We start from the raw sequence: 22889 nt of genomic DNA, 5'->3' as shown, positions 1-22889 counted from the left end.
CAAGACCCCGCCCCCCTTCTTTGTCTGTGGGGGCTTCGAGTGCCTGGACCAGCGCGGAAGCTAGCACTGGGCCAACGCAATGTCCTTGCCTTGTCTTCCCGTTTTGCGGGTATTTTTGCTCGAATTTTGCATTCAAGCGTGAATAATCGCATATTCCTTGTATTTTCAGCCGACCGTTCGTTTCGGCTGATATGTCTGGCACGGGCCTGTCAGCGCACGACGAATCCATGCGCGAACGGGTCGCGATCATCGATAAAGATGGTGTTGTAGCCGGTCATAAGCGCCCAGCCGCCGACCGAGGGAATGATGGCGGGGCGATCGGCCAGCGTGGTTTCTTCCTCGACCCGCCCGCGAAACAGCGAGCCGATGATCGATTGATGCAAGAAATCGTCGCCGGGCCGCAGCCTGCCCCGGGCGGCGAGTTGCGCCATGCGCGCCGAGGTTCCGGTTCCGCAGGGCGACCGGTCGATGGCCTTGTCGCCGTAAAAGACGGCGTTGCGGGCATGGGCGCCGTCGACTGTCGGCGCACCGGTCCACAAAATATGAGACAGGCCGCTGATCGAGGGGTCTTGCGGGTGTTCGAAGCGGTATGCCCGGTTGAGACGCTCGCGCAGAACGGGGCTCCAGGCGATCAGCTGGTTGGCGGAGAAATCGGCCATGTCGCGATAGTTTCGCTGCGGCTCGACGATGGCGTAGAAATTGCCGCCATAGGCGACGTCGACGGTCAGCGGTCCCAACTCCGGGCAGTCGACGGCGAGATCGCGCGCATGCAGATATGAGGCGACGTTGGTGATGCGCACTTCCTCCACCCGCCCGTCCTTTTCCTCATAGGTGGCGACAACGCGTCCCGCCGGCGTGTCGAGGCGCAGCATGCCCGGTGTCTTTGGGCGCACCAGCCCGTTTTCGAGCGCGAAGGTGACCGTGCCGATGGTGCCGTGGCCGCACATCGGCAGGCAGCCCGAGGTCTCGATGAAAAGAATGCCGATATCGCAATCCGCGCGCGTCGGCGGGTAGAGGATCGAGCCCGACATCATGTCGTGGCCGCGCGGTTCGAACATCAGTCCGGTTCGGATCCAGTCGAATTCCGCCAGGAAATGCGCCCGCCTTTCCATCATCGTGGCACCGTCGAGAAGCGGTCCGCCGCCAGCCACAAGCCGCACCGGATTGCCGCATGTATGTCCGTCGATGCAGTGGAAGGAATGGCGGGCCATGGTCGGGCTTTCGTTCAAAATCGCTGCGGGCTGAAAGGGGCAAGATCGATCGGCGGGGCCTCGCCCGAAACCAGATCGCGGATCAGGCGCCCGGTCGCCGCGGCCTGGGTGAGGCCGAGATGGCCGTGGCCGAAGGCATAATAGACGTTTTCGGCAGTGCGCGCGCGGCCGATCACCGGCAGCGAATCGGGCAATGAAGGCCGGTAGCCCATCCATTCGCGTCCATTGCCGGTTTGAAGCGCGGGCATGAAGCGCCTGGCCTTTTCGAGCATCGCCCTGGCGCGACGGTAGTCTGGCGGACGCTTCAGTCCACCGAGCTCGACGGCGCCGCCGACACGAATGCCGGTTTCAAGCGGGGTGACGACAAATCCGTGCGCAGAGAAGATGAGCTGACGCCTGAGATCGAACGCGTCGGCCGGCAAGGTGGTGTTGTAGCCGCGTTCTGTTTCGAGCGGCACGGCATCGCCGAAGGCGCGGGTGAAGCGGTGCGACCAGGCGCCGGCGGCGACGACCAGGCTGCGCGCGAGGATGGTGCGCCCCTCGCGCAACTGGATCGCGACGCGTTTTTCGGCCGGGGTCACCACCACCACCTCGCCGTGCATCCAGGCGGCGCCATCGGTTTCGGCCCTGCGCCAGATCGCCTTGCCGAGATGCTGCGGGTCGGACACCGTCTTCCAGCCCGGCACGAAGGTGGCCCGCGAAAACTGCGGCGCCAGGCCAGGCTGCAGCGCCTCGATGCCGGCGCGGTCGAGGTGACGGAATGCGATGTTGAAGCGCTCGCGCGCGCGCCAGCCGTCGAGCGAGGCCTGAAATTCGGCGTCGTTCTGGTAAAGCTCGAGCGAGCCGTCCTCGCGCAGCATCGGTTCGGTACCCGTACGCGCCATGAGCGCGGCCCATTCGATTTCGGCGAGGTCCATCATCGCCGCCTGCGCGGCGAGCGCATTGCCGTAGCGTGCGGGGCGCGCGGCGGCCAGAAAGCGCAAAAACCACGGCAACAGCCGCGGCGCGTAGGCGGGGGGAACCGAAAGCGGGCTGAGCGGATCGGTAAGCCATTTGGGCAGGTTGCGCAGCATGCCTTTCTGGGCGAGCGGCAAAACGTCGGAAAAGGCGAGCGCGCCGGCATTGCCGGCGCTGGTTTCCTCGCAGATGCCGGTACGGTCGATGACCAGCGGCTTGCGGCCGGCAGCGGCCAGTGCCGCGGCCGCGCAGATGCCGATAATGCCGCCGCCGATAATGGCGACATCGACCGGGCTTTGCGACGGAGCGGCCATCGGGACGGTCAGAAGGCCGGGATATCGGGCCGGACGGCAATCGCGTCGCGGACGATCTTTTCGACCTCGTCGCGGCGGGTGCCGGCGAGCGGCTGGCGCGGCATGCGCACGCGGTCGTTGGACCCGATCGCCAGCGCCTCGGCCAGTTTGAGGTTTTGGACCAGATAGGTCGAGACATCGAGATCGGCCAGCGGACGCAGCCAGCGATAGATCGCCAGCGCCTCGTCGCGGCGGCCCTGCTTCATCAGCCGATAGATCGCCACCGACTCGCGCGGGAAGGCGACGACGATGCCGGCGACCCATCCGACGGCGCCGACGGCGAGCGCCTCGAAGACAAGATTGTCGACGCCGGTGAACAGGTCGAACCGTGTGCCAAAGGCGTTGATGATCTCGGTCGAACGGCGGATGTCGTCGGAGGATTCCTTGACGGCGACGAAACGCTCATCGTCCGCCAGTTCCTGCATGACCGGCACGGTGACGTCGACGCGATAGGCGACCCGGTTGGAATAGATCATCACCGGCAGATCGCCGGCGGCCGCGACCGCCTTGAGCGCGTCGGCGGTCTCGCGCGGGTCGGTGTGGTAGATCGGGCTCGGCACAACCATCAGGCCGTCGGCGCCGGCCTTGGCCGCGGCCCTGGCCGTAGCGCAGGCCTCGCGGGTGCCGGGCTCGTTGATGGTCAGCAGGACGGGTTTGCCGGCGGCGGCCGCGCGCGCGGTCGCCAGCACTTCGAGCTTTTCGGCCGTCGACAGCATCGGCCCTTCGCCCAACGATCCGGCAACGATCAGCCCGTCGCAGCCGGCGTCCATCTGCAGCCCGAAGCAGCGCTCCATCTCTGCATGGTCGAGGCGGTCGTCCTCGGTGAATTTGGTCGTGACCGCAGGGTAGACGCCTGCCCACATCGTTCCGGCTCCCATTCTGATATATCTATGATATATCTGACTACAGCGGCGTTTGTCAAGCGGCGACGCCTTATGATATATCAACGATATATCAAGGAGAGCCCATGTGACGGAAACAAAACCAGCCGAGCCGGCGACGGCGCGCGCCTATCACGCGCTCGAACGGATGATCGTGACGCTGGAACTGGCGCCGTCCAGCGTCACGACCGAGGCTGGACTGATCGACCAGGTCGGGCTCGGACGCACACCGGTGCGCGAGGCGATCCAGCGGCTCGCCTGGGAAGGTCTTCTCGAAATTCGGCCCCGGGCGGGGATCGCCATTGCCGCGCTTCACGCCGGCGATTGGCGCAAGGTGATCGACGCGCGTCGCGGCGTCGAGATCGTGCTTGCCCGCGAGGCGGCGCGCAACGTTGCCAACGCCGCCAGCAGCCAGTTCCGCGATGCCGCCATGGCGATGCAGCGGGCGGTGATCTCCGGCAACGTGATCTTCTTTCTCGAGGCGGACAAGGCGCTCGACGAGGCGATGGCGCTGGCGGCCGAAAACCCGTTCGCCTCGCGTCTGGCGGCGCCGTTGCAGACGCATAGCCGCCGCTTCTGGTTTCGCTACAAAAGCGATACCGGTCTGACCGAGGCGGCAGAGCACCATGTCGCCCTGATCCGTGCCATTCTCGACCGCGACGAGGCGGCCGCTGCGGCCGAGGCCGGGCGACTGATGGATCTTTTGTACGCCCACGCCGACGCGGCGGCGCGCCGTTAGGGCCGTTCTGCTTTTCACGGATTCGCAGACCGGCTCCAGCTTCTTGTTTTAACGCGTGTGCGAACGGCGAACCGGCTGCCAGCAGTCGGGAACTTCAGCGCGCCAGCCAAATGACAAAACCCCGCCGGAAATCGACGGGGCTTGTCGGTGGGGCGACGCTGCGGCGCTGGCGCCGCAGCTTGCCGATCGAAGCGGTCCGCGACGATCAGTTCATGGTCGGGATGACGAATTCCGCGCCGTCCTTGACGCCGGACGGCCAGCGCGAGGTGACGGTCTTGGTCTTGGTGTAGAAGCGGAACGCGTCCGGGCCGTGCTGGTTCAGGTCGCCGAAGGCAGAACCCTTCCAGCCGCCGAACGTATAGTAGGCGATCGGCACCGGGATCGGCACGTTGACGCCGACCATGCCGACCTCGACGCGGGCGGCGAAATCGCGCGCGGCGTCGCCGTCGCGGGTGAAGATGGCGACGCCGTTGCCGTATTCATGCTCGTTGGGCAGCTTCAACGCTTCTTCATAGGTGTTGGCGCGAACCACCGACAGGACGGGCCCAAAGATCTCCTCCTTGTAGATGCGCATGTCGGAGGTGACGTGGTCGAACAGGCAGCCGCCCATGTAATAGCCGTCCTCGTAACCCTGCATGGTGAAGCCGCGGCCGTCGACGACCAGCTTGGCGCCTTCCTCGATGCCGAGATCGACGTAACCCTTGACGCGCTCCAGCGCCTGCTTGGTGACCAGCGGGCCGAAATCGGCCGAGACGTCGGTCGACGGGCCGACCTTGAGCCCCTCCACGCGCGGAATCAGCCGTTCGACCAGGCGGTCGGCGGTCTCCTTGCCGACCGGCACGGCGACCGAGACCGCCATGCAGCGTTCGCCGGCCGATCCGTAACCGGCGCCGATCAGCGCGTCGACGGTCTGGTCCATGTCGGCGTCGGGCATGATGATCATGTGGTTCTTGGCGCCGCCGAAGCACTGGGCGCGCTTGCCGTTGGCGGTGGCGCGGCCGTAAATATACTGCGCGATCGGCGTCGAGCCGACGAAACCGACGGCCTTGATGTCCGGATCGTCGAGGATGGCGTCGACCACCTCCTTGTCGCCGTTGACGACGTTCAGGATGCCCTTCGGCAGACCGGCCTCGATGAACAGTTCGGCGAGGCGCATCGGCACGCCCGGATCGCGCTCGGACGGCTTGAGGATGAAGGCGTTGCCGGCCGCGATCGCCGGGCCGATCTTCCACAACGGGATCATGGCGGGAAAGTTGAAGGGCGTGATGCCGGCGACGACGCCGAGCGGCTGGCGCATGGAATAGACATCGATGCCGGGGCCGGCGCCGTCGGTGAACTCGCCCTTCATCATGTGCGGCGCGCCGATGGAAACTTCGACGACCTCGAGGCCGCGCTGGATGTCGCCCTTGGCGTCGGGAATCGTCTTGCCATGCTCGCGGGCGAGCAGTTCGGCCAAAGACTCCATTTCCTGCTGGACCAGGTCGAGGAACTTCATCAGCACGCGCACGCGCCGCTGCGGGTTGGTCGCGGCCCAGGCCGGCTGCGCCGCCTTGGCGTTTTCGACCGCCTTGCGCAGATCGTCCTTGGAGCCGAGCGCGACCTTGCCGCGCACCGAGCCGTCCATGGGCTGCATCACATCCTGGCTGCGGCCGCCCGTTGCGGCGACGTGCTCACCACCGATAAAATGTCCGAGTTCCTGCATCGTTTCGCTCCCTTGGATCGGATGTCGGCAACATTGTCCCGCTTCCCCACGCGGAAAGCAACGCGAGCGCCGACGCACCCGTTGTGCAAAATTTGACGAACGGACATGATCGGTTCATTATTCTTTGCAAACGAAGCGGCTGTGCGGGCAAGGCGGTGAACTGGGACGATGTTCGGATATTCCTGGCGGTTGCGCGCGCGGGGCAGATCCTGGGCGCCGCACGCCGGCTCGGGCTCAACCATGCCACGGTCTCCAGGCGCATCGCCGCGCTCGAGGCCAGCCTGAAGGCGCGCCTTTTTCGTCGCACCACCTCCGGCAGCGACATGACGGAAGCCGGCGAGCGGTTTCTTGCCGTCGCCGAGCGCATCGAGGCGGACATGATCGCGGCGCGGGCCGAGATCGCCGGCGAAGGCGACGAGATCGCCGGCACGGTCCGGATCGGCGCGCCGGACGGTTTCGGTGTCGCCTTTCTGGCGCCGCGACTCGGCACGCTGACGGCGCGACACCCGGATCTGTCGGTCCAGCTGGTGCCGGTGCCGCGCTCGTTTTCGCTGTCCAGGCGCGAGGCCGATATCGCCATCACCGTCGAACGCCCCAGCGAGGGACGGCTGGTCGCGGCCAAGCTGGTCGACTACACGCTCGGTCTTTACGCCTCGCGCGCCTATGCCGCGCAATACGGCTTGCCGCAGACCCCGCAGCAACTGGCCGCGCACCGGCTGGTCGGTTATGTCGCGGATCTCGCCATCAGTCCGAGCCTCGACTATGCGGCCGAGTTCTCGCCGGGCTGGCAGGCGCGGTTCCAGATCTCCTCGGCGCTCGGCCAGGCGGAGGCGGTGCGCGCCGGAGCCGGCATCGGCATTTTGCACACCTTCATCGCCCGCAGCCACGCCGAGCTGGTTCCTGTGCCGGCAGTCCCGCCGATCCGCCGCGCCTACTGGCTGGTCTACCACGAGACCGTCCGGCCGCTGAAACGGGTGCAGACGGTGTCGGCCTTTATCGGCGCGGAGGTCGAAAAGGCGCGGGCGCTGTTCGTCTGACGATGGTCAGGCCGCTCCGGCCGCCTTCTGCTTTTCGAAGCGTTTGCGCTCGTGCGGATCGAGATAGAGCTTTCTCAACCGGATCGATTTCGGCGTCACCTCGACCAGCTCGTCGTCCTCGATCCAGGCCAGCGCGCGCTCAAGCGTCATGCGCACCGGCGGCGTCAGCTTGACGGCGTCGTCCTTGCCGGCGGCGCGCACATTGGTGAGTTTCTTGCCCTTGAGGACGTTGACCTCGAGGTCGTTGTCGCGGGAATGGATGCCGATGATCATGCCCTGATAGACCTTGACGCCCGGATCGATGACCATCGGGCCGCGATCCTCGAGGTTCCACAGCGCATAAGCGACGGCCTCACCCGGTTCGTTGGCGATCAGGACGCCGTTGGTGCGGCCGGGCAATTCGCCCTTGTAGGGCTGGTATTCGTAAAACAGCCGGTTCATCACCGCGGTCCCCCGCGTGTCGGTCAGCAGTTCCGACTGATAGCCGATCAGGCCGCGTGTGGGCGCGTGGAAAACCAGCCGCTGGCGGGCGCCGCCCGACGGCTTGAGTTCTATCATCTCGGCCTTGCGCTCCGACATCTTCTGCACGACGACGCCGGAATGCTCCTCGTCGACGTCGATCACGACCTCCTCGACCGGCTCGAGCAATTGGCCGGTCTCGTCCTTTTGCATGACCACGCGCGGGCGCGAGACGGCAAGCTCGAAACCCTCGCGGCGCATGGTCTCGATCAGAACGGCGAGCTGCAATTCGCCGCGACCGGAGACGTAGAAGGAGTCCTTGTCGTTCGATTCCTCGATCTTCAGCGCGACATTGCCCTCGGCCTCGCGCAAGAGCCGGTCGCGGATGACGCGGCTCGTGACCTTGTCGCCCTCGGTGCCGGCGAGCGGGGAATCGTTGACGATGAAGGACATGGTCACGGTCGGCGGATCGATCGGCTGGGCCGGCATCGGCTCGGCCAAGGCCGGATCGCAGAACGTGTCGGCGACGGTGCCCTTCGACAATCCGGCAATGGCGACGATGTCGCCGGCCTGCGCGGCCTCGATCGGCTGGCGCTCGAGGCCGCGAAAGGCGAGAATTTTCGACACGCGGCCGGTTTCCAGCAGCGAGCCGTCGTGATGCAGAACCTTGACGGCCTGATTCGGCTTCAGCGACCCGGCCTCGATGCGCCCGGTGATGATGCGGCCGAGAAACGGGTTGGCTTCCAGGATCGTGCCGATCATGCGGAACGGGCCCTCGGCGACTGTCGGCGCGGGCACGTGGTTCAGCACCAGATCGAACAACGGTGCCAGCCCGTCCTGTTTGGGACCTTCGGGCTGTTCGGCCATCCAGCCGTCGCGGCCGGAGCCGTAGAGAATTGGAAAATCGAGCTGCTCGTCGGTGGCGTCCAGCGCGGCGAACAGATCGAATACCTCGTTGATGACCTCGTCGGCGCGCGCATCCGGCCGGTCGATCTTGTTGACGGCCACGATTGGGCGCAGCCCGACCTTCAGCGCCTTGCCGACCACGAATTTGGTCTGCGGCATCGGCCCCTCGGCCGCATCGACGAGCACGATGGCGCCGTCGACCATCGACAGGATGCGCTCCACCTCGCCGCCAAAATCGGCGTGGCCGGGTGTGTCGACGATGTTGATGCGCGTGTCCTTCCACTCCACCGACGTCGCCTTGGCGAGAATGGTGATGCCGCGCTCCTTCTCCAGATCGTTGGAGTCCATCACGCGTTCGCTGACGCGTTGATGTTCGCGCACGGCGCCGGACTGTTTCAACAACGCGTCGACCAGCGTGGTCTTGCCATGGTCGACGTGCGCGATGATCGCGATATTGCGGAGGTTCATGTGTCTCTCGGAAGCTTCGGGGGCGCTTCCTTTTGCCGCGCCCGTTTCAGTGCGGCGCTCTTACAGGCTTTTTCGCATCTGCGAAAGGGGCTTCCCGCATCGGCTTCCGCCCGGCGGCCAAATGCCGGTCGTGGCGGGCAGGCGGAGAAATTTACGGAACATTTACGAATTTCGCGCGTCATGCCTGCATGAATGACCAACCAGCCGTGCAAACTCGCGCCGGAAGGCGGTGGACCGTGGCCATGATGACGGCGCTGGCCGTCGCGCTCGGCGTTCCGGGCATGCTTGTAGCCAGTCCGCCGGCCCCGCACGAGCGGGACGGCGTGAGCGCGCCGGACCGGCAAGGCGTTCTGCCGGAGGAGATGGAGGCGTCGGTCGCCTGGGTCGATCCGGTCGTCACCGGGCCGATTTCCGACGAGTTTAAGCGTCGCCGCGCGGCATTGGGTTGCGACGAGGCGGTGTGGCCCGACATTCCGAAAGCGTGTTTTCCCGACTGAGCGATGTCGTCGACCTCCGTCTACGCCGTCGCGGCGCGCAGCATCATCAGTTCGCCGATATTCTCCATCGTGACATAGCCGAGGAAACGATCGTCGCCGTCGACGATCGCCACCGCCGGCGCCCCGCTTTTCTGCAGGGCCGCGAGGGCATCGTCGAGCCCGTCCTGCTCGCGGACGGAGGGGATGTCGTGCACCATCGCCTCGACCGCCGGGGCGTCGGCGCCGTTTTCGCGCATGCCCTCGACCAGCCCGGCGCGGGTGAGCACGCCGCGCAGCCTGCCGCCGCCGTCCACGACCGGGAATTCGTGCTGGGTGGTGCGCAACAGCAGATCTGCGGCATGCGATAGGGTCGAGGTCGGACCGAGTGCCTCGTATGAGGTGATCATGGCGTCGCGGATCGCGACCGAGCGCGCGGCGTCCTGCAATCCAACGACCTGGGTTTCCGCAGTCGCGGCGAGATAGACGAAGATCGCGACGAAGATCAAAAGCGGATTGCCCCCGACAAGCCCGAGAAAACCGAAGGCGAAGGCCGCGAACTGGCCGACCGTGCCCGCGATCTGGGTGGCGCGCACACGCGGATAGCGCGTGGCCAGCAAGGCCCGCAACACCCGGCCGCCATCCATCGGGAAGGCGGGAATCAGGTTGAACAGCACAAGCACGACATTGACCGCCGCCAGTCTCGCCACGAAGCCGCCGGCGGGGTCTTCCATCGCCGTCAGCGTGCTGGTATCGACCTGGGCGCCGAGTATGAGGAACAGGACTGCCGCGATCACAACGTTGACCAGCGGTCCGGCGAGCGCCACGACGATCTCTTCAGACGGCTTTTCCGGCATCCGCTCCAGTTCGGCAACGCCGCCGATCGGCAACAGGGTGATGCGCGGCGTCGCGATGCCGTAGCGCCGCGCCGCGACCGCGTGGCCGAGCTCGTGCAGAACCACGCAGGCGAAGATCGCGATCACGAAGGCGATGCCCTCCACGGCGGCGGCCGAGCCTCCGTGCTGGAAATGCGCAATCCCGATCCACAAAAGCAGCAGGAAGAAGGTGAGGTGGATTCGAATCTCGCTGCCGGCCAGCCGGCCGATCGGGAAGGACCATTGCATGGGGTGCTCCTGCGGTGGTTGTGGCCTGACGGGGCGCGTGCTCAATATAGACCGGTTTTTATATCCTGTGCGACAGTCCGGCACGGTTCGCCGGCTGTGTTAGGGACGCGGCGAGAAGCGGCGTGGGGCAGCGTCTGTGCCCGCAAGAACGCCGCAGGGCGATGACCGGAAAGGGAGGCGCGGATGCAGAGACTCCAGTCGCAGGGCGTGCACCACATCACGCTGGTGGGTGCGGACCGGCAAACCTCGATCGACTTTTGGGAGGGCGTGCTCGGCATGCCGTTCGTTTTCGAGCAGCCGAATCTCGACAGGGCGAGCGAGAGCCATCTCTATTTCGATCCGGGCGACGGCCGGCTGATCACCATCTTCACCGACGAGAGCCGCAAACCCGACCCCGCGCGCACGCCGACCGAGCCCGGCTGCGTGCACCACATCGCCTTTTCGGTGTCGCGCGCCACCTTTCTGCAAGCGGTGGATCGGCTCGACGAACGCAAGATCGACCATAGCGGGGTCAAGGATCGCGGCTTCATGGACTCGATCTATTTCAAGGACCCACTCGGCCTGTTGATCGAACTGGCCTGCTATCGCTTCGAGCCGCCGCAGGGTTTCTGCCATGCCGACGTGCTGATGGCCGCGCATGAAATCCGGGTCGCGCGCGGCGACTACAACATCGCCGCCGTGCATCTTGCCGACGCGATCGAGGCGCTGGTGGCGCGCGCCCGGCCCTCGCTGTCGGACGATCGCGCGCCCAAGGACCCCTACGCGTAGCGGGCGGTAGACAATCAGGCGAGGCCGCGCTTTTTCATCATCGCGTCAGGCGAAGGCATCTGGCCGCGGAAGGCTTGATAAAGCGCTTCCGGGTCGGCCGTGCCGCCGGCGGCGTAGATGTGGCGGCGCAGTTTCTCCGCCAGCGCCGGGTCGAACGGGTCGCCGCTCTCCTCGAAGGCGCTGAACGCGTCGGCGTCGAGCACTTCCGACCACATGTAGGAATAATAACCGGCCGAATAGCCGTCCCCGGAAAACACGTGCAGGAAATGCGGTGTGCGGTGGCGCATGGCGATCGCGTCCGGCATGCCGAGGCCGGAAAGCGTTTCGGCTTCGAAACGAAGCGGATCCTCAGGCGCTTCCGAACGGGCATGAAAGGCCATGTCGACAAGCGCGGAGGCGGCAAACTCGACAGTGGCGAAGCCGGCGTCGAAATTACGCGCCGCCTCCATGCGCGCGGCCAGCTCGGCCGGCATCGGCGCGCCGGTCTCGTAGTGGCGGGCGTGTTTTTCCAGAATTTGCGGCACGGTCAGCCAGTGTTCGTATAGCTGCGAGGGCAGCTCGACGAAATCGCGCGCGACCGAAGTGCCGGAGACGGACGGCCAGGTCACCTCGCTCAGCATGCCATGCAGCGCATGGCCAAATTCATGAAACAGCGTGCGGGCCTCGTCGAGCGACAGCAGCGCTGGTTTCCCGGCCGGCGGCTTGGCGAAATTCATCACGTTGAAGACGATCGGCGTCGCGCCCTCGCCGAGCGACCAGGCCGCCTGCAGCCGGCTCATCCACGCGCCCGACCGCTTCGACGGGCGGTTGAAATAGTCGGCTAAGAACATGGCGCGGTGCGCGCCGTCGGCGTTTTTCACCTCGAACACGCGCACGTCCTGATGCCAGGTGGCAAGTTCCTTCTTCTCCTCGAAGATCAGGCCGAACAGGCGCCCGGCGACATCGAAACAGGCGGCGATGACGTTTTCCAGCCGGAAAAAGGGTTTGAGCGCGCCGTCGTCGAAGGCGAACTTCTCCTGGCGCAGCTTTTCCTGAAAGTAGCGCCAATCCCAGGCGGCGATCGGCGCGTTCAGACCCTCGGCGGCGGCGAGCCGCTGTAGTTCGGCCTGGTCCTCCGCCGCCTTGCGCTTGGCTTCCCGCCAGACCGGATCGAGCAGGCCGAACACCGCTTCGGGCGTTTTCGCCATCGTGTCGTCGAGCTTCAGCGCCGCGTAGGAGGCATAACCGAGAAGCCGGGCCTTTTCGGCGCGCAGGGCGAGCGTGCGCGCCACGATCGGCGCGTTGTCGGTCTTGCCGCGATTGTCGCCACGGCCGACGAAGGCCTTGAACGCCGCTTCGCGCAGGTCGCGACGTTCGGCATGGGCGAGAAACGGTTCGATGATCGACCGCGACAGCGTCACGGCGAAACACCCCTTCCGGCCGCGCCCGTCGGCTGCTTCGGCCATCGCCGCGCGCAGCGGCTCGGGCAGGCCGTCGAGATCGGCCTCGTCGAGAAACAGCGCCCAGTCGCTTTCATCGGCGAGCACGTTCTGGCCGAATTGCGCCCCGAGCCCGGCCAGTTCCTCGTTGATTTCGGCAAGGCGCGCCTTGTCGGCCTCGCCGAGTCGTGCGCCGGAACGAACAAACCCCTTCCAGGTCTTTTCCAGCACGTGGGCCGTTTCGGGATCGAGGCCGAGTGCGTCGCGGCGTCGATACAGATCGTCGATACGGGCAAACAGCGCCGCGTTCATCGCAATGGCCGAGAAATGACGCGCCATGGCGGGCGCGATTTCACGTTCGAGCGCCTGGAGCACGTCGTTGGTATGGGCGCCGGCCTTGCACCAGAAGATGGCGGCGATGCGCGACAAGGGCTGGCCGGCGAGTTCGAGCGCGGCCAGCGTGTTGTCGATCGTCGCGGACTCCGGATTGGCGGCGATCGCGTCGATCTCGCGGCGATGGGCCAGGAGCGCGGCATCGAAGGCCTCGGCGAAGTCCTCGTCGCGGATGCGGGCGAAATCCGGCAGGCCGCACGGTGCGGTCCAATCGACCAACGGATGGGTCTCGAGCGCGAAGGCGGCGTTTGTGTCGGGCATGGTATTTCCGATTGTTGGGCCGTCTGGATTTAGGCCCGCCAAGGCCGGCTTGCAACGGCTTGACTCGCAACAAGCGAAATCATAAGTATACCTTACTATAAGGGATGCTTAGTAAGTTGCCACGTCATCTGGACCCCGATACGTTCGGGTTCATCATCGGCGACCTTTCGCGGTTGATGCGCGCGGAAATGGAGCGCCGCATCGCGCAGGCCGGCCTGTCGGTCACGCCGGCCGAAGGGCGCACGCTCGCCAATATCGCGCGCATCGGCTGCGTGCGCCAGAACGTGCTTGCCGAACGGATGGGGCTCGAAGCCATGACCCTGTCGACCTATCTCGACCGGCTGGAGGCGCGTGGGCTCGTCAGCCGAAAACCCGACCCGGCGGATCGTCGCGCCAAGCTGGTGGACCTGACACCGGCCGCCGACGCGGTTCTCGATCATGTCCGGCGCATCAGCGAACAATTGCGCGCCGACTTGTCGCGCGGCATGCCGCAGGCCCGCTGGGGCCAACTCCTCGAGGAATTGAAGCAGATCCGCGCCGATCTGGCCGCCATGCGCAGCCAGGCTGGCGACAGGCCGGCATGAACGTCGTCGCGCCCGGTCCGGCCGCAGCCGCGCGCATGTCGGAACGGCGTGTGGGCGTGATCGGCGCGCTGCTGGCGGCGGTGGGGCCGATCTCGCTGGCATTGTTCACCCCGGCAATGCCAGAATTGGTGCGGATCTACGACACCACCGAAGCGGCGGTAAAACTCACGCTTTCGCTCTATTTCGCCGGCTTCGCCCTGGCGCAGCTCGTCTGTGGGCCGCTGTCGGACGGGTTTGGCCGCAAGCCTGTGACCATCGGCTTCATGGGCATCTTTTTCGCCGCCAGCGTCCTGGCCATGTTCGCGCCGACGATCGAGGTGCTGATCGTGGCGCGGTTGCTGCAGGGGATCGGGGCCGCCGTCGGGATCGCCATCGCGCGCGCGGTCGTGCGGGACCTGTTCAACGACGAACGCGCGGTGCGGATCACCAATCTGATCGGCATTATCCTCGCGCTCGGACCGGCGATCTCGCCGACGCTCGGCGGAATCGCGATCGAGCTTGCCGGTTGGCATTCGGTCTTCGTGCTGATGGCGTTGATGAGCGTCGTGGTCGTTTTCGTGACGATCCTGTGCCTGCGCGAGACCGTGACGCGGGACCTGTCGCGCATCCGGCCGGCCGCGCTGATCCGCGCCTACGCGACCTTGCTTGGCAACGGATATTTCATGCTGTCGAGTCTGGTGATCGCAGGCACGATGGGCGCCATTTACGCCCAGGCCACCGTGCTTCCCTTCATCCTGATGGACCGCGTCGGGCTGACGCCGGCGCAGTTCGGCGTCGGCATGCTGATGCAGTCGGGCCTGTTCTTTGCGGGATCGCTCGTCGCGCGGTGGACGTTGCGCATATTGGCACCGGCGCGGCTCGTGCCGATCGGTCTGGCCTTCGTCGCCGCCGGAAGCCTGGCGATGGCGGTCTTTCTGCGCGTGTGGGAGCCGACCTTTCTGATCGTGATGGCGCCGGTCAGTCTTTACGCGTTCGGCATCGCCTTCGTCATGCCCGCCATGTCGGTCGCCGCCATGGCGCCCTTTCCGCGCATTGCCGGTTCGGCCTCGTCGATGACCGGTTTCCTGCAGATGGGGACCGGGCTGGTCGGCGGGCTGGTGGCCGCGTTGATCGGCGAACCGGTGACGGCGCTGGCGATCGTGGTGCCGGCGCTCGGCCTGATCGCGATTGCGAGTTGGGCGATCTGGCGCCTGCTGCCGGAGCCGCCGCCGATGACGGCGACGCCGCCGCGCCATGGCGGTCCGGTAAGCTGAGACCGCGGGCGCGGTCCGGCCCGGCAGCTCACTCGCTATCGGGCCTGAAGAAATCGCCGGTTTTGCGGTTCATCACCCACAGTTCCCCCGAGCCGATGTCGAACCAGGCGCCGTGCAGGGAAAGCCGTCCCTTGTCCTCGAGAATCTTGACGCAGGGAAACGAGCGCAGATTGGCGATCGAATAGCGGATCGAGATGCGCTCGAGCGCGGTCTGGCGTTCGCCCGCGGTCATCAGGCTGTTGCCGCTCACGGCTTCGGCTGCCGGCGCGACCAGCCCCATCCAGCGGCCGATGAAATCGCCCGGGGACAAGGGTTCGGCGGACGGGTCGAGGGCGGCGCGGATACCGCCGCAGCGGCCGTGGCCGAGCACGACGATGTGCTTGACCTTGAGGCTCTGGACCGCGAATTCCAGCGCCGCCGAGGTCGAGTGATGGCGGTCGTCGGGCTCGTAGGGCGGGACCAGATTGGCGACGTTGCGCACGACGAAAAGCTCGCCCGGGCCGGAATCGAAAATGGTCTCGGGCGCGGCGCGCGAATCGCAACACGCAATCACCATCGTCTCCGGCGACTGGCCCTTGGCGGCAAGATCGCGATAGCGTGCGGTTTCGGCGGCGTAGCGGCCGCCCATGAATTGCCGGTATCCGGCGAGAAGGCGATCGGGCAAATCGTTCATGGATGTTCGATAGCCACAGTCTTTGGTCCGGGTCAATTGTAAAGCGACGTTCAGGTCCAGATGGCGATCGGCAGCCCGTAGCGGTCGCGGGCCGGCGGATCGGGAAACGGCACCGCCTCGCCGCGCGCGAAACGCGCCGCAACGATCAGCACCGCGGCGGCGTCGAGCAGATCGTCCGCGCCTGCTCCCGCCGGTGGCGCGGCCTCCAGGATCGCGACCGGCAGGCCGTGGCGGGCGAGAAGGGCTCGGCGCTCGGCCATGCCTGCCGGGTTCACGCGACCCTTGATCTTTTTCGGCAAGCGCATCGGCGAGCCTCCGGCGAGCCGCCAGAACGCGGCCTCGGGGTGGGATTCGATCACCCGTTCGGCAAGGCCGGGATCGCTGCGCAGCAGCATGTCCAGCTCGCGGATCTTGGCGAACAGGGCAAAAGCCTGGATGGAGACGGCGCGCGGCGGATCGGAGGTCGCGCGTGCCACCGCGCTGGCGCGGCGATGGGCGGCATACCAGGCCTCAAGCGTGGTGAAGGGCTCGGTTTCGGCATAGACGGCGGCGCGGGCGGGGATCGAAAACACTGCCGATTGCCGCTCGCCGAGCTCGGCACGCACCAGCTTTTCCGGCCCGCGCCCAGCCCGACCAACGCGCTCCGGCAGGCCGATCGGCATGTCCACGGCGATCACCGCGTCGCCGGGCAGGCTCTGGGCCAGCGCCGCGAAACGGGAAAACACGGCGACGGCCGGTCGCTGCCGCCCGGACTGGACGATTGCAATCCAGCCCGCCTTGCAGCCGTCCACGCCGGCGACCGTGCGCCCGGCCGGCAGGACTAGGCTCACCGCGTGCCGCCGCGTTCGCCCGCGCCGACGGCCTGTATGCGCACCGACACTGCCGGATCGACGAGATGGTGGGCGTCGGTTTCGATCTCGAGCTCGTCGCCGCCGCGCGCGGCCGTGCCGGCCAGGATCGCGTAGACCGACGCCGTGGTGCTTTCGAGCGCGTCAGCCGCGCTCGCGCCGGCAAGCACGCGGGCCAGAAACACCGCCGCCGTCAGGTCGCCGAGCCCGTTGGGCGGGTTGTCGATCAGACCGTGTTCGGCAAGCAGGGTCGCGCCCTCGCGCACCAGAAGATTGGCCGTCGCGCCCGCTTCGCGCGCCTGCGCCGAAGTCACGAGCACAGTCGCGGGGCCGAGTGCGCGCGCCGCGTCCACCACCGCTGCGATATCGTTGAAGGGCCTTCGCGCCATCCATTCCAGTTCGTAACGGTTGGGTGTGGCGATGTCGGCAAGCGGGATCAGCCGGTCGCGAATGGCGCCGGCCAGCGCCTCGGCGACATAAAGGCCGCCGAAATCGCCCATCACCGGATCGCAGACATAAAGCAGGCCCGGATTGCGTTGCCTGGCGGTCTCGACCAGGGCGGCCACGGCCCGTGTCTGGGCCGGGCTTGCGAGATAGCCAGACAGCACCGCGCCCACCTCACCGAGCCAGGGCGAGCCGGCAAGGTCGCGCAGCAACGCCGTAAAGGCCTCGTCGTCCGGTACGATACGGGTGGCCGGCCCGTGGCCCGGATGCCACGGCAAAATCACCGTCGGTACCGCCCAGACCGGGTAACCTAGGCTTTCCAGCGCAAACACAGCGGCGCGATTGCCGACCGAGCCGCGGGCGACATGGCTGGAAATGACGATGACGGCCGGTTTGGCGGACGGATCGGCAGGCGACACGGTCATGCGCCGATAAAAAGCCGCGCCAGCGATACCAGTAAGATGACCAGCAAACCCAGCCCCAGAACGCGGCCAATTCGCGTGCCCCACAGTTCGACCCAGTCGCTCTGGTCGGCGTCCCCGGCGGCGACGTGATCGCGCATTTTCTTGGTCGCGCGCGCGGCAAGCGAGCCGGACGGGTCCGATTCTTGCTGGACGCGATTCAGGATCCGCTGCGCTTCGCGATCGCCGTGATTGTTGGGCTCTGCCATGATGTTTGTCTCCGGACCGGAATGCTAGCGGATTTGGCTGGCGCATCACAGGGGGGACGTGCGGTATCGTCCCGCTTGCAAGTCGGCGGCGGGTGGCTAGTTTAGGCGCGATCGGCAGTGGAGAGGGTTCATGGCGGCTTTTGATCTCGAACCGGCCAGCGGAATGCGCCGCGCGCGCGTTCTCGCGCTCATTTTGTTGCTGGCGCCGTTTCTGTCAGCTTGCGGCTTCAACACCATACCGACGGCCGAGGAGCGGGCCAAGGCGGCCTGGAGCGAGGTTTTGAACCAGTATCAGCGCCGCGCCGACCTGATCCCCAATCTGGTCGAGACGGTGAAGGCCTATGCCGCGCACGAGCGCGAGGTGCTGGAAGCGGTGGTGGAGGCGCGCGCCAAGGCGACCCAGGTCAGCGTGTCGGCGGACGCGCTCACCGACCCCGAGGCATTCAAGGCCTTCCAGGAAGGCCAGTCCGCCCTGACCGGCGCGCTGTCGCGGCTGCTGGCCGTGGTGGAAAACTATCCCGACCTGAAAGCCAGCCAGAATTTCCTCGCCCTCCAGGCGCAGCTCGAGGGCACGGAAAACCGGATCGCGGTGGCGCGGCGCGACTATATCGAGGCCGTACGCGTCTACAACACCGCGCTGAAGACCCTGCCCTCGATGATCTGGGCCTGGCTGTGGTTCACCGGCAACGAACCCTACGAGAATTTCTTAGTGGCCGAAGACAAGATCGACGTGCCGAAGGTCGATTTCGGAGCCGGGCAAGCCGACTGACCGTGCCGGGGAGGAGGCTGTGAACGTCCTGCGGCATGTATCGGGTCCAGTCGCGCCGATGGTGCGCCTTGCAGTCGCCCTGGCTTTCTGGAACCTGGCCGCGCTTTGCCTGTCGCCGGCGGCCGGGGCGGCCGAACTGCCGGCGCTTACCGGCCGCGTCGTCGACAATGCCGGCCTGCTCGATGCCGAAACCGAAGCCGCGCTCGTGGCCCGGCTTGCCGATTTCGAGCAAAAATTGTCGGACCAGATCGTGGTCGCGACCATCGACAGTCTCGATGGCGAGGCGATCGAACCGTTCGCCAACCGACTGTTCCGCGCCTGGGGACTGGGGCAGGCGGGCGAGGACAACGGCATCCTGTTGCTGGTCGCCAAGGCCGACCGGCGCATGCGCATCGAGGTCGGCTACGGGCTGGAAGGCACGCTGACCGACCTGCACGCCAAGCTGATCATCGAAAACACCATGGTACCGGCGTTCCGGGCCGGCGATTTTTCCGGCGGCATCAGCCGGGCCGTCGACGACATTGTCCTGGTACTGGAGGGCAATGGGGCGGAGTTGGAGGCGCGAGCGGAGCGTAACCAGCCTTCGGGCTCGGGGCTGGGTTTCGAGCATCTTTTCGTCCTGGTGTGGTTCGTTCTGTTCTTCGGCGCCTTCGGATTCGCGCTGTTTGCACGGCTGTTCGGCAAGAAAATCGGCCCGGGGCGCTATCGCTGGCTGGGCATGGACATCACCTACGGTTCCTCCGGACGCTCCGGCAGCGGCTCGTCCGGTTCGGGCTGGTCGTCGGGAAGCAGCGGCGGATTTTCCGGCGGTGGCGGCTCGTCCGGCGGCGGCGGCGCCTCGGGGAGCTGGTAGGAGACGATGATGGAAAAGCCGGTTCTCTCGCCAATCGAACGCCAGCGCGTCCACCAGGCGATCGCCGCGGCGGAGGCGCGCACCTCGGGCGAAATCTTCTGCGTGCTCGCGCGCCGCAGCGACGACTATTTCTTCCCCGCGGCCTTCATGTTGGCGACCGGTATCCTGATCACCGGCGTGCTCGCCGCCGTGGCGCTGGAACGGCTTTGGATCGATATCGGCCTGGCGGCCTTGGCGTTGTCGCAGGCGACGGCGTTTACGGCCGCGCTGGCGGTGATCTGGCTGTTCCCGGCACTGCGCCTGCACCTGGTGCCGCGCGGGCTGCGCTACCGGCGCGCGCACGACAATGCCGTCAAGCAGTTCCTGGCCCACAACGTCCATCGCACGGAAGGACGCACGGGCGTGCTGGTGTTTCTGTCGCTCGCCGAACGTTATGGCGAGATCGTCGCCGATGCCGGCATCGCCAACAAGGTCGCGCAGAAAAACTGGGACGACGCCGTCGCGCAGCTGACCGCATGCGCGGCCGAGGCGCGCATCGCAGACGGGTTCGTGGACGCCGTCGAGCAGGCCGCCGATCTCCTGGCGCACCATTTCCCGAAGGGTGCCGACAACCCCAACGAGCTCGACGACCATCTGGTCGAACTCTGATCGTCCAGCCCGATCGTGCTGCGGACAAGTTCAGCGACACCTTGCCGGAGACCCGGCGGTGGCGTTAAGGTTAACAAATCATGAAGACCGCGCTTACCATCGACATCCGCCGTGCCCAGGAAAACGATGCCCTGGCGATTGCCGCCGTGCATATGGACGCCTGGCAGGGCGCCTATGCGGGCATCATTCCCCATCGCGCCCTGGCCAAGATGATCAATCGGCGCGATTGCCGCTGGTGGCAAAGCGCGATTCGCCGCTCGGCCTGCGTGCTGGTGGTGGAATGCGGCGGCGCGATCGCCGGTTATGCGACGATGGGGCGCAACCGGGCGCAGGAACTGCCGCAGCAGGGTGAAATCTACGAACTTTATTTGAGGCCTGAATATCAGGGCATCGGCCTCGGTTCGCGGTTGTTTGTGGCGGCGCGTGAAAAACTGGCCGATCACGGTCTGGACGGGCTGGTGGTTTGGGCGCTCGAAGAAAATCACAACGCCATGTCCTTTTATCGTGGGGCCGGCGGTCGCGACGTTGCCGAAGGCGTCGAGGTGTTCGACCAGAAGGCCATTCGCAAGATCGCTTTCGTGTGGGAGTAGGCGACGGCGCTGCGTTTCGTCGCGGACGCCGGTCGATGGCCGTTTCGTCGACCGGGCGGCTTGTGTTGCAGTGCACAAGTGTTTATGCGCATCGGCGACTTGAAGGAGCCGCCTTATGCGTATCGATGCCATCTCGATTGGAAACAACCCACCCGACGACGTGAATGTCGTGATCGAGGTCCCCGTCGGCGGCCAGCCGATCAAATACGAGCTCGACAAGGAGGCCGGCACGCTCGTCGTCGACCGATTCCTCTACACGCCGATGACCTATCCGGGCAATTACGGCTTCGTGCCGCATACGCTGTCGGGCGACGGCGACCCGATCGACGTCTTGGTTTGCAACACGCGCCAGCTCATTCCCGGCTGCCTGATCAATGTGCGCCCGATCGGCGTCCTGATCATGGAAGACAATGCCGGCCTCGACGAAAAGGTGATCGCGGTGCCTTCGCCGCACCTGACGCGCCGTTACGAAGACGTGACCGACTATACCGACCTGCCGGACATCACGCTGAAGCAGGTCGAGCATTTCTTCGAGCACTACAAGGATCTGGAACCCGGCAAATGGGTCAAGATCGGCGGCTGGCACGATGCGGCATTCGCCAAGAAGATGATCATGGAAGCGATCGAGCGGGCGCGCGGCTGACCGTTCGCAAAAAGTCTAGAGCCGTTCTGCTTTTCACGGATTCGCAGACCGGCTCTAACTTATTGTTTTAACGCGTTTTTGAGCGGCGAACCGGCTTCCACTCCGCCTAGAAACGCTATAGGCCCGCCTCCTGCGACCGCTCAGTTCTCCGCCCGGCGGAAGGGCGGTACCGGGACGCTGCCCTGGTCGATAACCGGCTGGTCGGCGCCGCAGGCGAACTCCCGCGCCTGCATGTCGGCGATGGTGCGCGCCTTTTCGTTGGCATTCGGATTGCCGCTCGCCACGACGTAACCCACGGCGCAGCCGTCGCGCTCATGCGGCTGGCCGACCTTCTCGACCACCAGCACCTCGATGTTCTGGGTCTCGTCATAGGGATCGCTGACAAACCAGCGATGAATGGTGGCGAACGGCACGGTGCGTTCGCCCTTGCGCTCCAGCCGCCATTCGATCTTCGGCCCGGTGGAATTGAAGGGGCCAAAACTTTCCCAGACCGGCGCCAGGTCGCCGGCCGGCGGAAAACCGTAAAACAGCGATTCGCGCGCGTCGCCGTAAAACAGGAAAACCGGGTAGCCGCGATAACCGTCGCAGACCAGATTGGCCCAGTCGCCGCCTTCGTTCGGGTCAGCGGCGGCGTAGGTCGTGCAGGTCTTGTCGGCGGCAAGGTCGGTATAGGCGCTGGTTATGTCCTGCGCGCCGGCCTGCGAGGCGATCGCCAAGGCCGCGCTGGCGACCGCCGGCAATAATAGGGGGCTTGCGGATAGGCGCATTCTTGGTTCCTCCGCCTGTGGTGAAGCAATCTAAACATATTGCCGCGGAAGCAAAAGCGGCTTTCGCCAAGCCGTGCCCCGACGCTCAGCCGAGGGCGCGCAGCGCGTCAAGCAGGTCGGCGCCAGCTCCGGCGATACGCACGGTCTTCAGCCGCGCGGTCGCGCCTGCGACGATGTCGATGCGGCTGGGCGCGACACCGAGCCGTTTGGCGAGCAGTCTTTCCAGCGCCGCGTTGGCGGCACCCTTTTCCGGCACGGCACGGACGCGCGCCTTCAGGAAAGCGCGGCCGGCGTCGTCGCGACCGATACCGTCGAGCGCATCCATGCCGCTGCGCGGCGTCAGCCGGACGACAAGCTCGATCGTTTCGCCGCTCGCGCGGAAAAAGTCCGGGGCCACCGGGTTAGATCAGCGCCGGTGCTATGGTGGTGAGGATGAACTGGCGCAGGAAAAACAGCGCCAGAAGCAGGATGATCGGCGAAATGTCGATGCCGCCGAGATCGGGCATGACGCGTCGGATCGGTCGCAGCGCGGGTTCGGTGACCCGGTAGAGGAAATCGCCGATGGTCGCGACGAACTGGTTGCGCCCGTTGATCACGTTGAAGGCGAACAGCCAGGAAAAGATCGCCGACGCGATGATCAGCCACCAGTAGATGTCGATGGCGAGCACGATGGTCTGGATAAGCGCGAGCATGCCGGTCTCCAATCGGTTTCGCGAGATGTAGCCATTGACCGGCCCGGCGGCAAGTCCGCCGATGGTGTGGCGCGGGGCAAGGCCTTTTCCGCGATGCCGGCGCGATCGGGCAAGCCCGCCCCTCGTGCTGCTTGACAGCGCCGGTCCATGGCCAGTAAATGCCGCCATCCGCTGGACGGGGCTGTAGCTCAGATGGGAGAGCGCGTCGTTCGCAATGACGAGGTCAGGGGTTCGATTCCCCTCAGCTCCACCAGCGGCGAATTTTTCCCGAATCCGCAATGATCGATCAGGTTTCCGCCGGCGCG

Annotated in this window: 25 protein-coding genes and 1 tRNA gene; 12 read left to right on the top strand and 14 right to left on the bottom strand. The window is 66.0% G+C overall.

Features of this window, described 5'->3' with window-relative positions; translation table 11 throughout:
* Positions 1–209: 209 nt before the first annotated feature.
* Genes EP380_RS08330 through EP380_RS08320 form a run of 3 tightly spaced genes read right to left on the bottom strand, consistent with a single transcriptional unit; the run spans position 210 to position 3384 of the window.
* A complete protein-coding gene (locus tag EP380_RS08330) occupies positions 210–1211 on the bottom strand; it encodes a 4-hydroxyproline epimerase (protein ID WP_127597954.1) in 1002 nt (333 codons plus the stop codon).
* A gap of 14 nt (positions 1212–1225) precedes the next feature.
* Positions 1226–2482: an NAD(P)/FAD-dependent oxidoreductase gene (locus EP380_RS08325; protein WP_127597952.1), complete on the bottom strand. Its 1257-nt coding sequence runs from the start codon at positions 2480–2482 to the stop codon at positions 1226–1228.
* Between the two features lie 8 nt (positions 2483–2490).
* Positions 2491–3384 carry a dihydrodipicolinate synthase family protein gene (locus EP380_RS08320; RefSeq protein WP_127597950.1) on the bottom strand — a complete coding sequence of 298 codons (894 nt, stop codon included), beginning with the start codon at positions 3382–3384 and terminating at the stop codon, positions 2491–2493.
* Between the two features lie 166 nt (positions 3385–3550).
* On the opposite strand from EP380_RS08320, the gene EP380_RS08315 reads away from it, so the two are divergent.
* On the top strand, positions 3551–4141 hold the full coding sequence (locus EP380_RS08315) for a GntR family transcriptional regulator (protein ID WP_106570513.1): 591 nt from the start codon (positions 3551–3553) through the stop codon (positions 4139–4141).
* Positions 4142–4346: 205 nt separating this feature from the next.
* On the opposite strand, the gene EP380_RS08310 is transcribed toward EP380_RS08315, so the two are convergent.
* Positions 4347–5843, bottom strand: coding sequence for a CoA-acylating methylmalonate-semialdehyde dehydrogenase (locus EP380_RS08310; protein WP_106570209.1), 1497 nt, complete (start codon positions 5841–5843; stop codon positions 4347–4349).
* A gap of 155 nt (positions 5844–5998) precedes the next feature.
* Between EP380_RS08310 and EP380_RS08305 the strand changes: the two genes are divergently transcribed.
* The gene (locus tag EP380_RS08305; protein WP_106570512.1) at positions 5999–6880 is read left to right on the top strand and encodes a LysR family transcriptional regulator; all 882 of its coding nucleotides are present in this window, start codon (positions 5999–6001) and stop codon (positions 6878–6880) included.
* A 6-nt stretch (positions 6881–6886) separates the two neighbouring features.
* Here the strand turns inward: EP380_RS08305 and typA are convergent, their stop codons facing one another.
* Positions 6887–8713, bottom strand: coding sequence for a translational GTPase TypA (gene typA / locus EP380_RS08300; RefSeq protein ID WP_106570208.1), 1827 nt, complete (start codon positions 8711–8713; stop codon positions 6887–6889).
* Positions 8714–8955: 242 nt separating this feature from the next.
* On the opposite strand from typA, the gene EP380_RS08295 reads away from it, so the two are divergent.
* Positions 8956–9210 (top strand): hypothetical protein, encoded by a 255-nt coding sequence (locus EP380_RS08295; RefSeq protein WP_106570207.1) that lies wholly within the window; start codon positions 8956–8958, stop codon positions 9208–9210.
* A gap of 20 nt (positions 9211–9230) precedes the next feature.
* Here the strand turns inward: EP380_RS08295 and EP380_RS08290 are convergent, their stop codons facing one another.
* Complete coding sequence (locus EP380_RS08290) at positions 9231–10310, bottom strand: site-2 protease family protein (RefSeq protein WP_127597946.1); 1080 nt, start codon at positions 10308–10310, stop codon at positions 9231–9233.
* Between the two features lie 183 nt (positions 10311–10493).
* Between EP380_RS08290 and EP380_RS08285 the strand changes: the two genes are divergently transcribed.
* Positions 10494–11078: a VOC family protein gene (locus tag EP380_RS08285; protein ID WP_127597944.1), complete on the top strand. Its 585-nt coding sequence runs from the start codon at positions 10494–10496 to the stop codon at positions 11076–11078.
* Between the two features lie 14 nt (positions 11079–11092).
* Here EP380_RS08285 and EP380_RS08280 read toward each other — a convergent pair whose 3' ends face one another.
* Positions 11093–13150, bottom strand: a complete 2058-nt coding sequence (locus EP380_RS08280) for a M3 family metallopeptidase (protein ID WP_127597942.1) — start codon at positions 13148–13150, stop codon at positions 11093–11095.
* A gap of 116 nt (positions 13151–13266) precedes the next feature.
* Here EP380_RS08280 and EP380_RS08275 point away from each other — a divergent pair, with 116 nt between their 5' ends.
* Together EP380_RS08275 and EP380_RS08270 are read left to right on the top strand one after the other, a co-directional pair.
* Complete coding sequence (locus tag EP380_RS08275; RefSeq protein ID WP_106570511.1) at positions 13267–13734, top strand: MarR family winged helix-turn-helix transcriptional regulator; 468 nt, start codon at positions 13267–13269, stop codon at positions 13732–13734.
* The gene (locus tag EP380_RS08270; RefSeq protein WP_127597940.1) at positions 13731–14987 is read left to right on the top strand and encodes a multidrug effflux MFS transporter; all 1257 of its coding nucleotides are present in this window, start codon (positions 13731–13733) and stop codon (positions 14985–14987) included. Before EP380_RS08275 ends, EP380_RS08270 begins: the two co-directional genes overlap by 4 nt.
* A 28-nt stretch (positions 14988–15015) precedes the next feature.
* Here EP380_RS08270 and EP380_RS08265 read toward each other — a convergent pair whose 3' ends face one another.
* From EP380_RS08265 to EP380_RS08250, 4 genes are read right to left on the bottom strand one after another with little or no spacing between them, the layout of a single operon-like run.
* Complete coding sequence (locus tag EP380_RS08265; RefSeq protein ID WP_106570202.1) at positions 15016–15660, bottom strand: carbonic anhydrase; 645 nt, start codon at positions 15658–15660, stop codon at positions 15016–15018.
* Positions 15661–15710: 50 nt separating this feature from the next.
* Entirely contained in the window at positions 15711–16490 is a 780-nt protein-coding gene (locus EP380_RS08260; RefSeq protein ID WP_164749799.1) for a DUF429 domain-containing protein, read from the bottom strand.
* Positions 16487–17371, bottom strand: a complete 885-nt coding sequence (gene pdxY, locus EP380_RS08255; RefSeq protein ID WP_420845850.1) for a pyridoxal kinase PdxY — start codon at positions 17369–17371, stop codon at positions 16487–16489. Before pdxY ends, EP380_RS08260 begins: the two co-directional genes overlap by 4 nt.
* Before the next feature lie 2 nt (positions 17372–17373).
* The gene (locus EP380_RS08250) at positions 17374–17622 is read right to left on the bottom strand and encodes a hypothetical protein (RefSeq protein WP_127597936.1); all 249 of its coding nucleotides are present in this window, start codon (positions 17620–17622) and stop codon (positions 17374–17376) included.
* 163 nt (positions 17623–17785) lie between these two features.
* Here EP380_RS08250 and EP380_RS08245 point away from each other — a divergent pair, with 163 nt between their 5' ends.
* The 5 genes from EP380_RS08245 (at position 17786) to ppa (ending at position 21125) form a co-directional block, all read left to right on the top strand.
* The gene (locus tag EP380_RS08245; protein ID WP_238719806.1) at positions 17786–18391 is read left to right on the top strand and encodes a LemA family protein; all 606 of its coding nucleotides are present in this window, start codon (positions 17786–17788) and stop codon (positions 18389–18391) included.
* Between the two features lie 58 nt (positions 18392–18449).
* The gene (locus tag EP380_RS08240) at positions 18450–19244 is read left to right on the top strand and encodes a TPM domain-containing protein (RefSeq protein ID WP_127598232.1); all 795 of its coding nucleotides are present in this window, start codon (positions 18450–18452) and stop codon (positions 19242–19244) included.
* A gap of 6 nt (positions 19245–19250) precedes the next feature.
* On the top strand, positions 19251–19892 hold the full coding sequence (locus EP380_RS08235) for a TPM domain-containing protein (RefSeq protein WP_127597931.1): 642 nt from the start codon (positions 19251–19253) through the stop codon (positions 19890–19892).
* 80 nt (positions 19893–19972) lie between these two features.
* The gene (locus EP380_RS08230; RefSeq protein WP_106570197.1) at positions 19973–20482 is read left to right on the top strand and encodes a GNAT family N-acetyltransferase; all 510 of its coding nucleotides are present in this window, start codon (positions 19973–19975) and stop codon (positions 20480–20482) included.
* A gap of 115 nt (positions 20483–20597) precedes the next feature.
* Positions 20598–21125 (top strand): inorganic diphosphatase, encoded by a 528-nt coding sequence (gene ppa / locus EP380_RS08225; RefSeq protein WP_106570196.1) that lies wholly within the window; start codon positions 20598–20600, stop codon positions 21123–21125.
* A 140-nt stretch (positions 21126–21265) separates the two neighbouring features.
* Here ppa and EP380_RS08220 read toward each other — a convergent pair whose 3' ends face one another.
* From EP380_RS08220 to EP380_RS08210, 3 genes are all read right to left on the bottom strand, one after another.
* A complete protein-coding gene (locus tag EP380_RS08220) occupies positions 21266–21892 on the bottom strand; it encodes a hypothetical protein (RefSeq protein ID WP_127597929.1) in 627 nt (208 codons plus the stop codon).
* Positions 21893–21977: 85 nt separating this feature from the next.
* Entirely contained in the window at positions 21978–22289 is a 312-nt protein-coding gene (locus tag EP380_RS08215) for a DUF167 family protein (protein WP_127597927.1), read from the bottom strand.
* Between the two features lie 4 nt (positions 22290–22293).
* Entirely contained in the window at positions 22294–22584 is a 291-nt protein-coding gene (locus tag EP380_RS08210) for a YggT family protein (protein ID WP_106570508.1), read from the bottom strand.
* Positions 22585–22761: 177 nt separating this feature from the next.
* Between EP380_RS08210 and EP380_RS08205 the strand changes: the two genes are divergently transcribed.
* Positions 22762–22837: transfer RNA gene (locus EP380_RS08205), tRNA-Ala, on the top strand.
* Positions 22838–22889: the final 52 nt, after the last annotated feature.

The organism is Nitratireductor alexandrii (assembly GCF_004000215.1).
GTDB classification, from domain to species: Bacteria; Pseudomonadota; Alphaproteobacteria; order Rhizobiales; family Rhizobiaceae; genus Mangrovimarina; species Mangrovimarina alexandrii.
The sequence above is the reverse complement of the archived record's forward strand: the minus strand, read 5'-3'. Positions and strand labels throughout refer to the sequence as shown.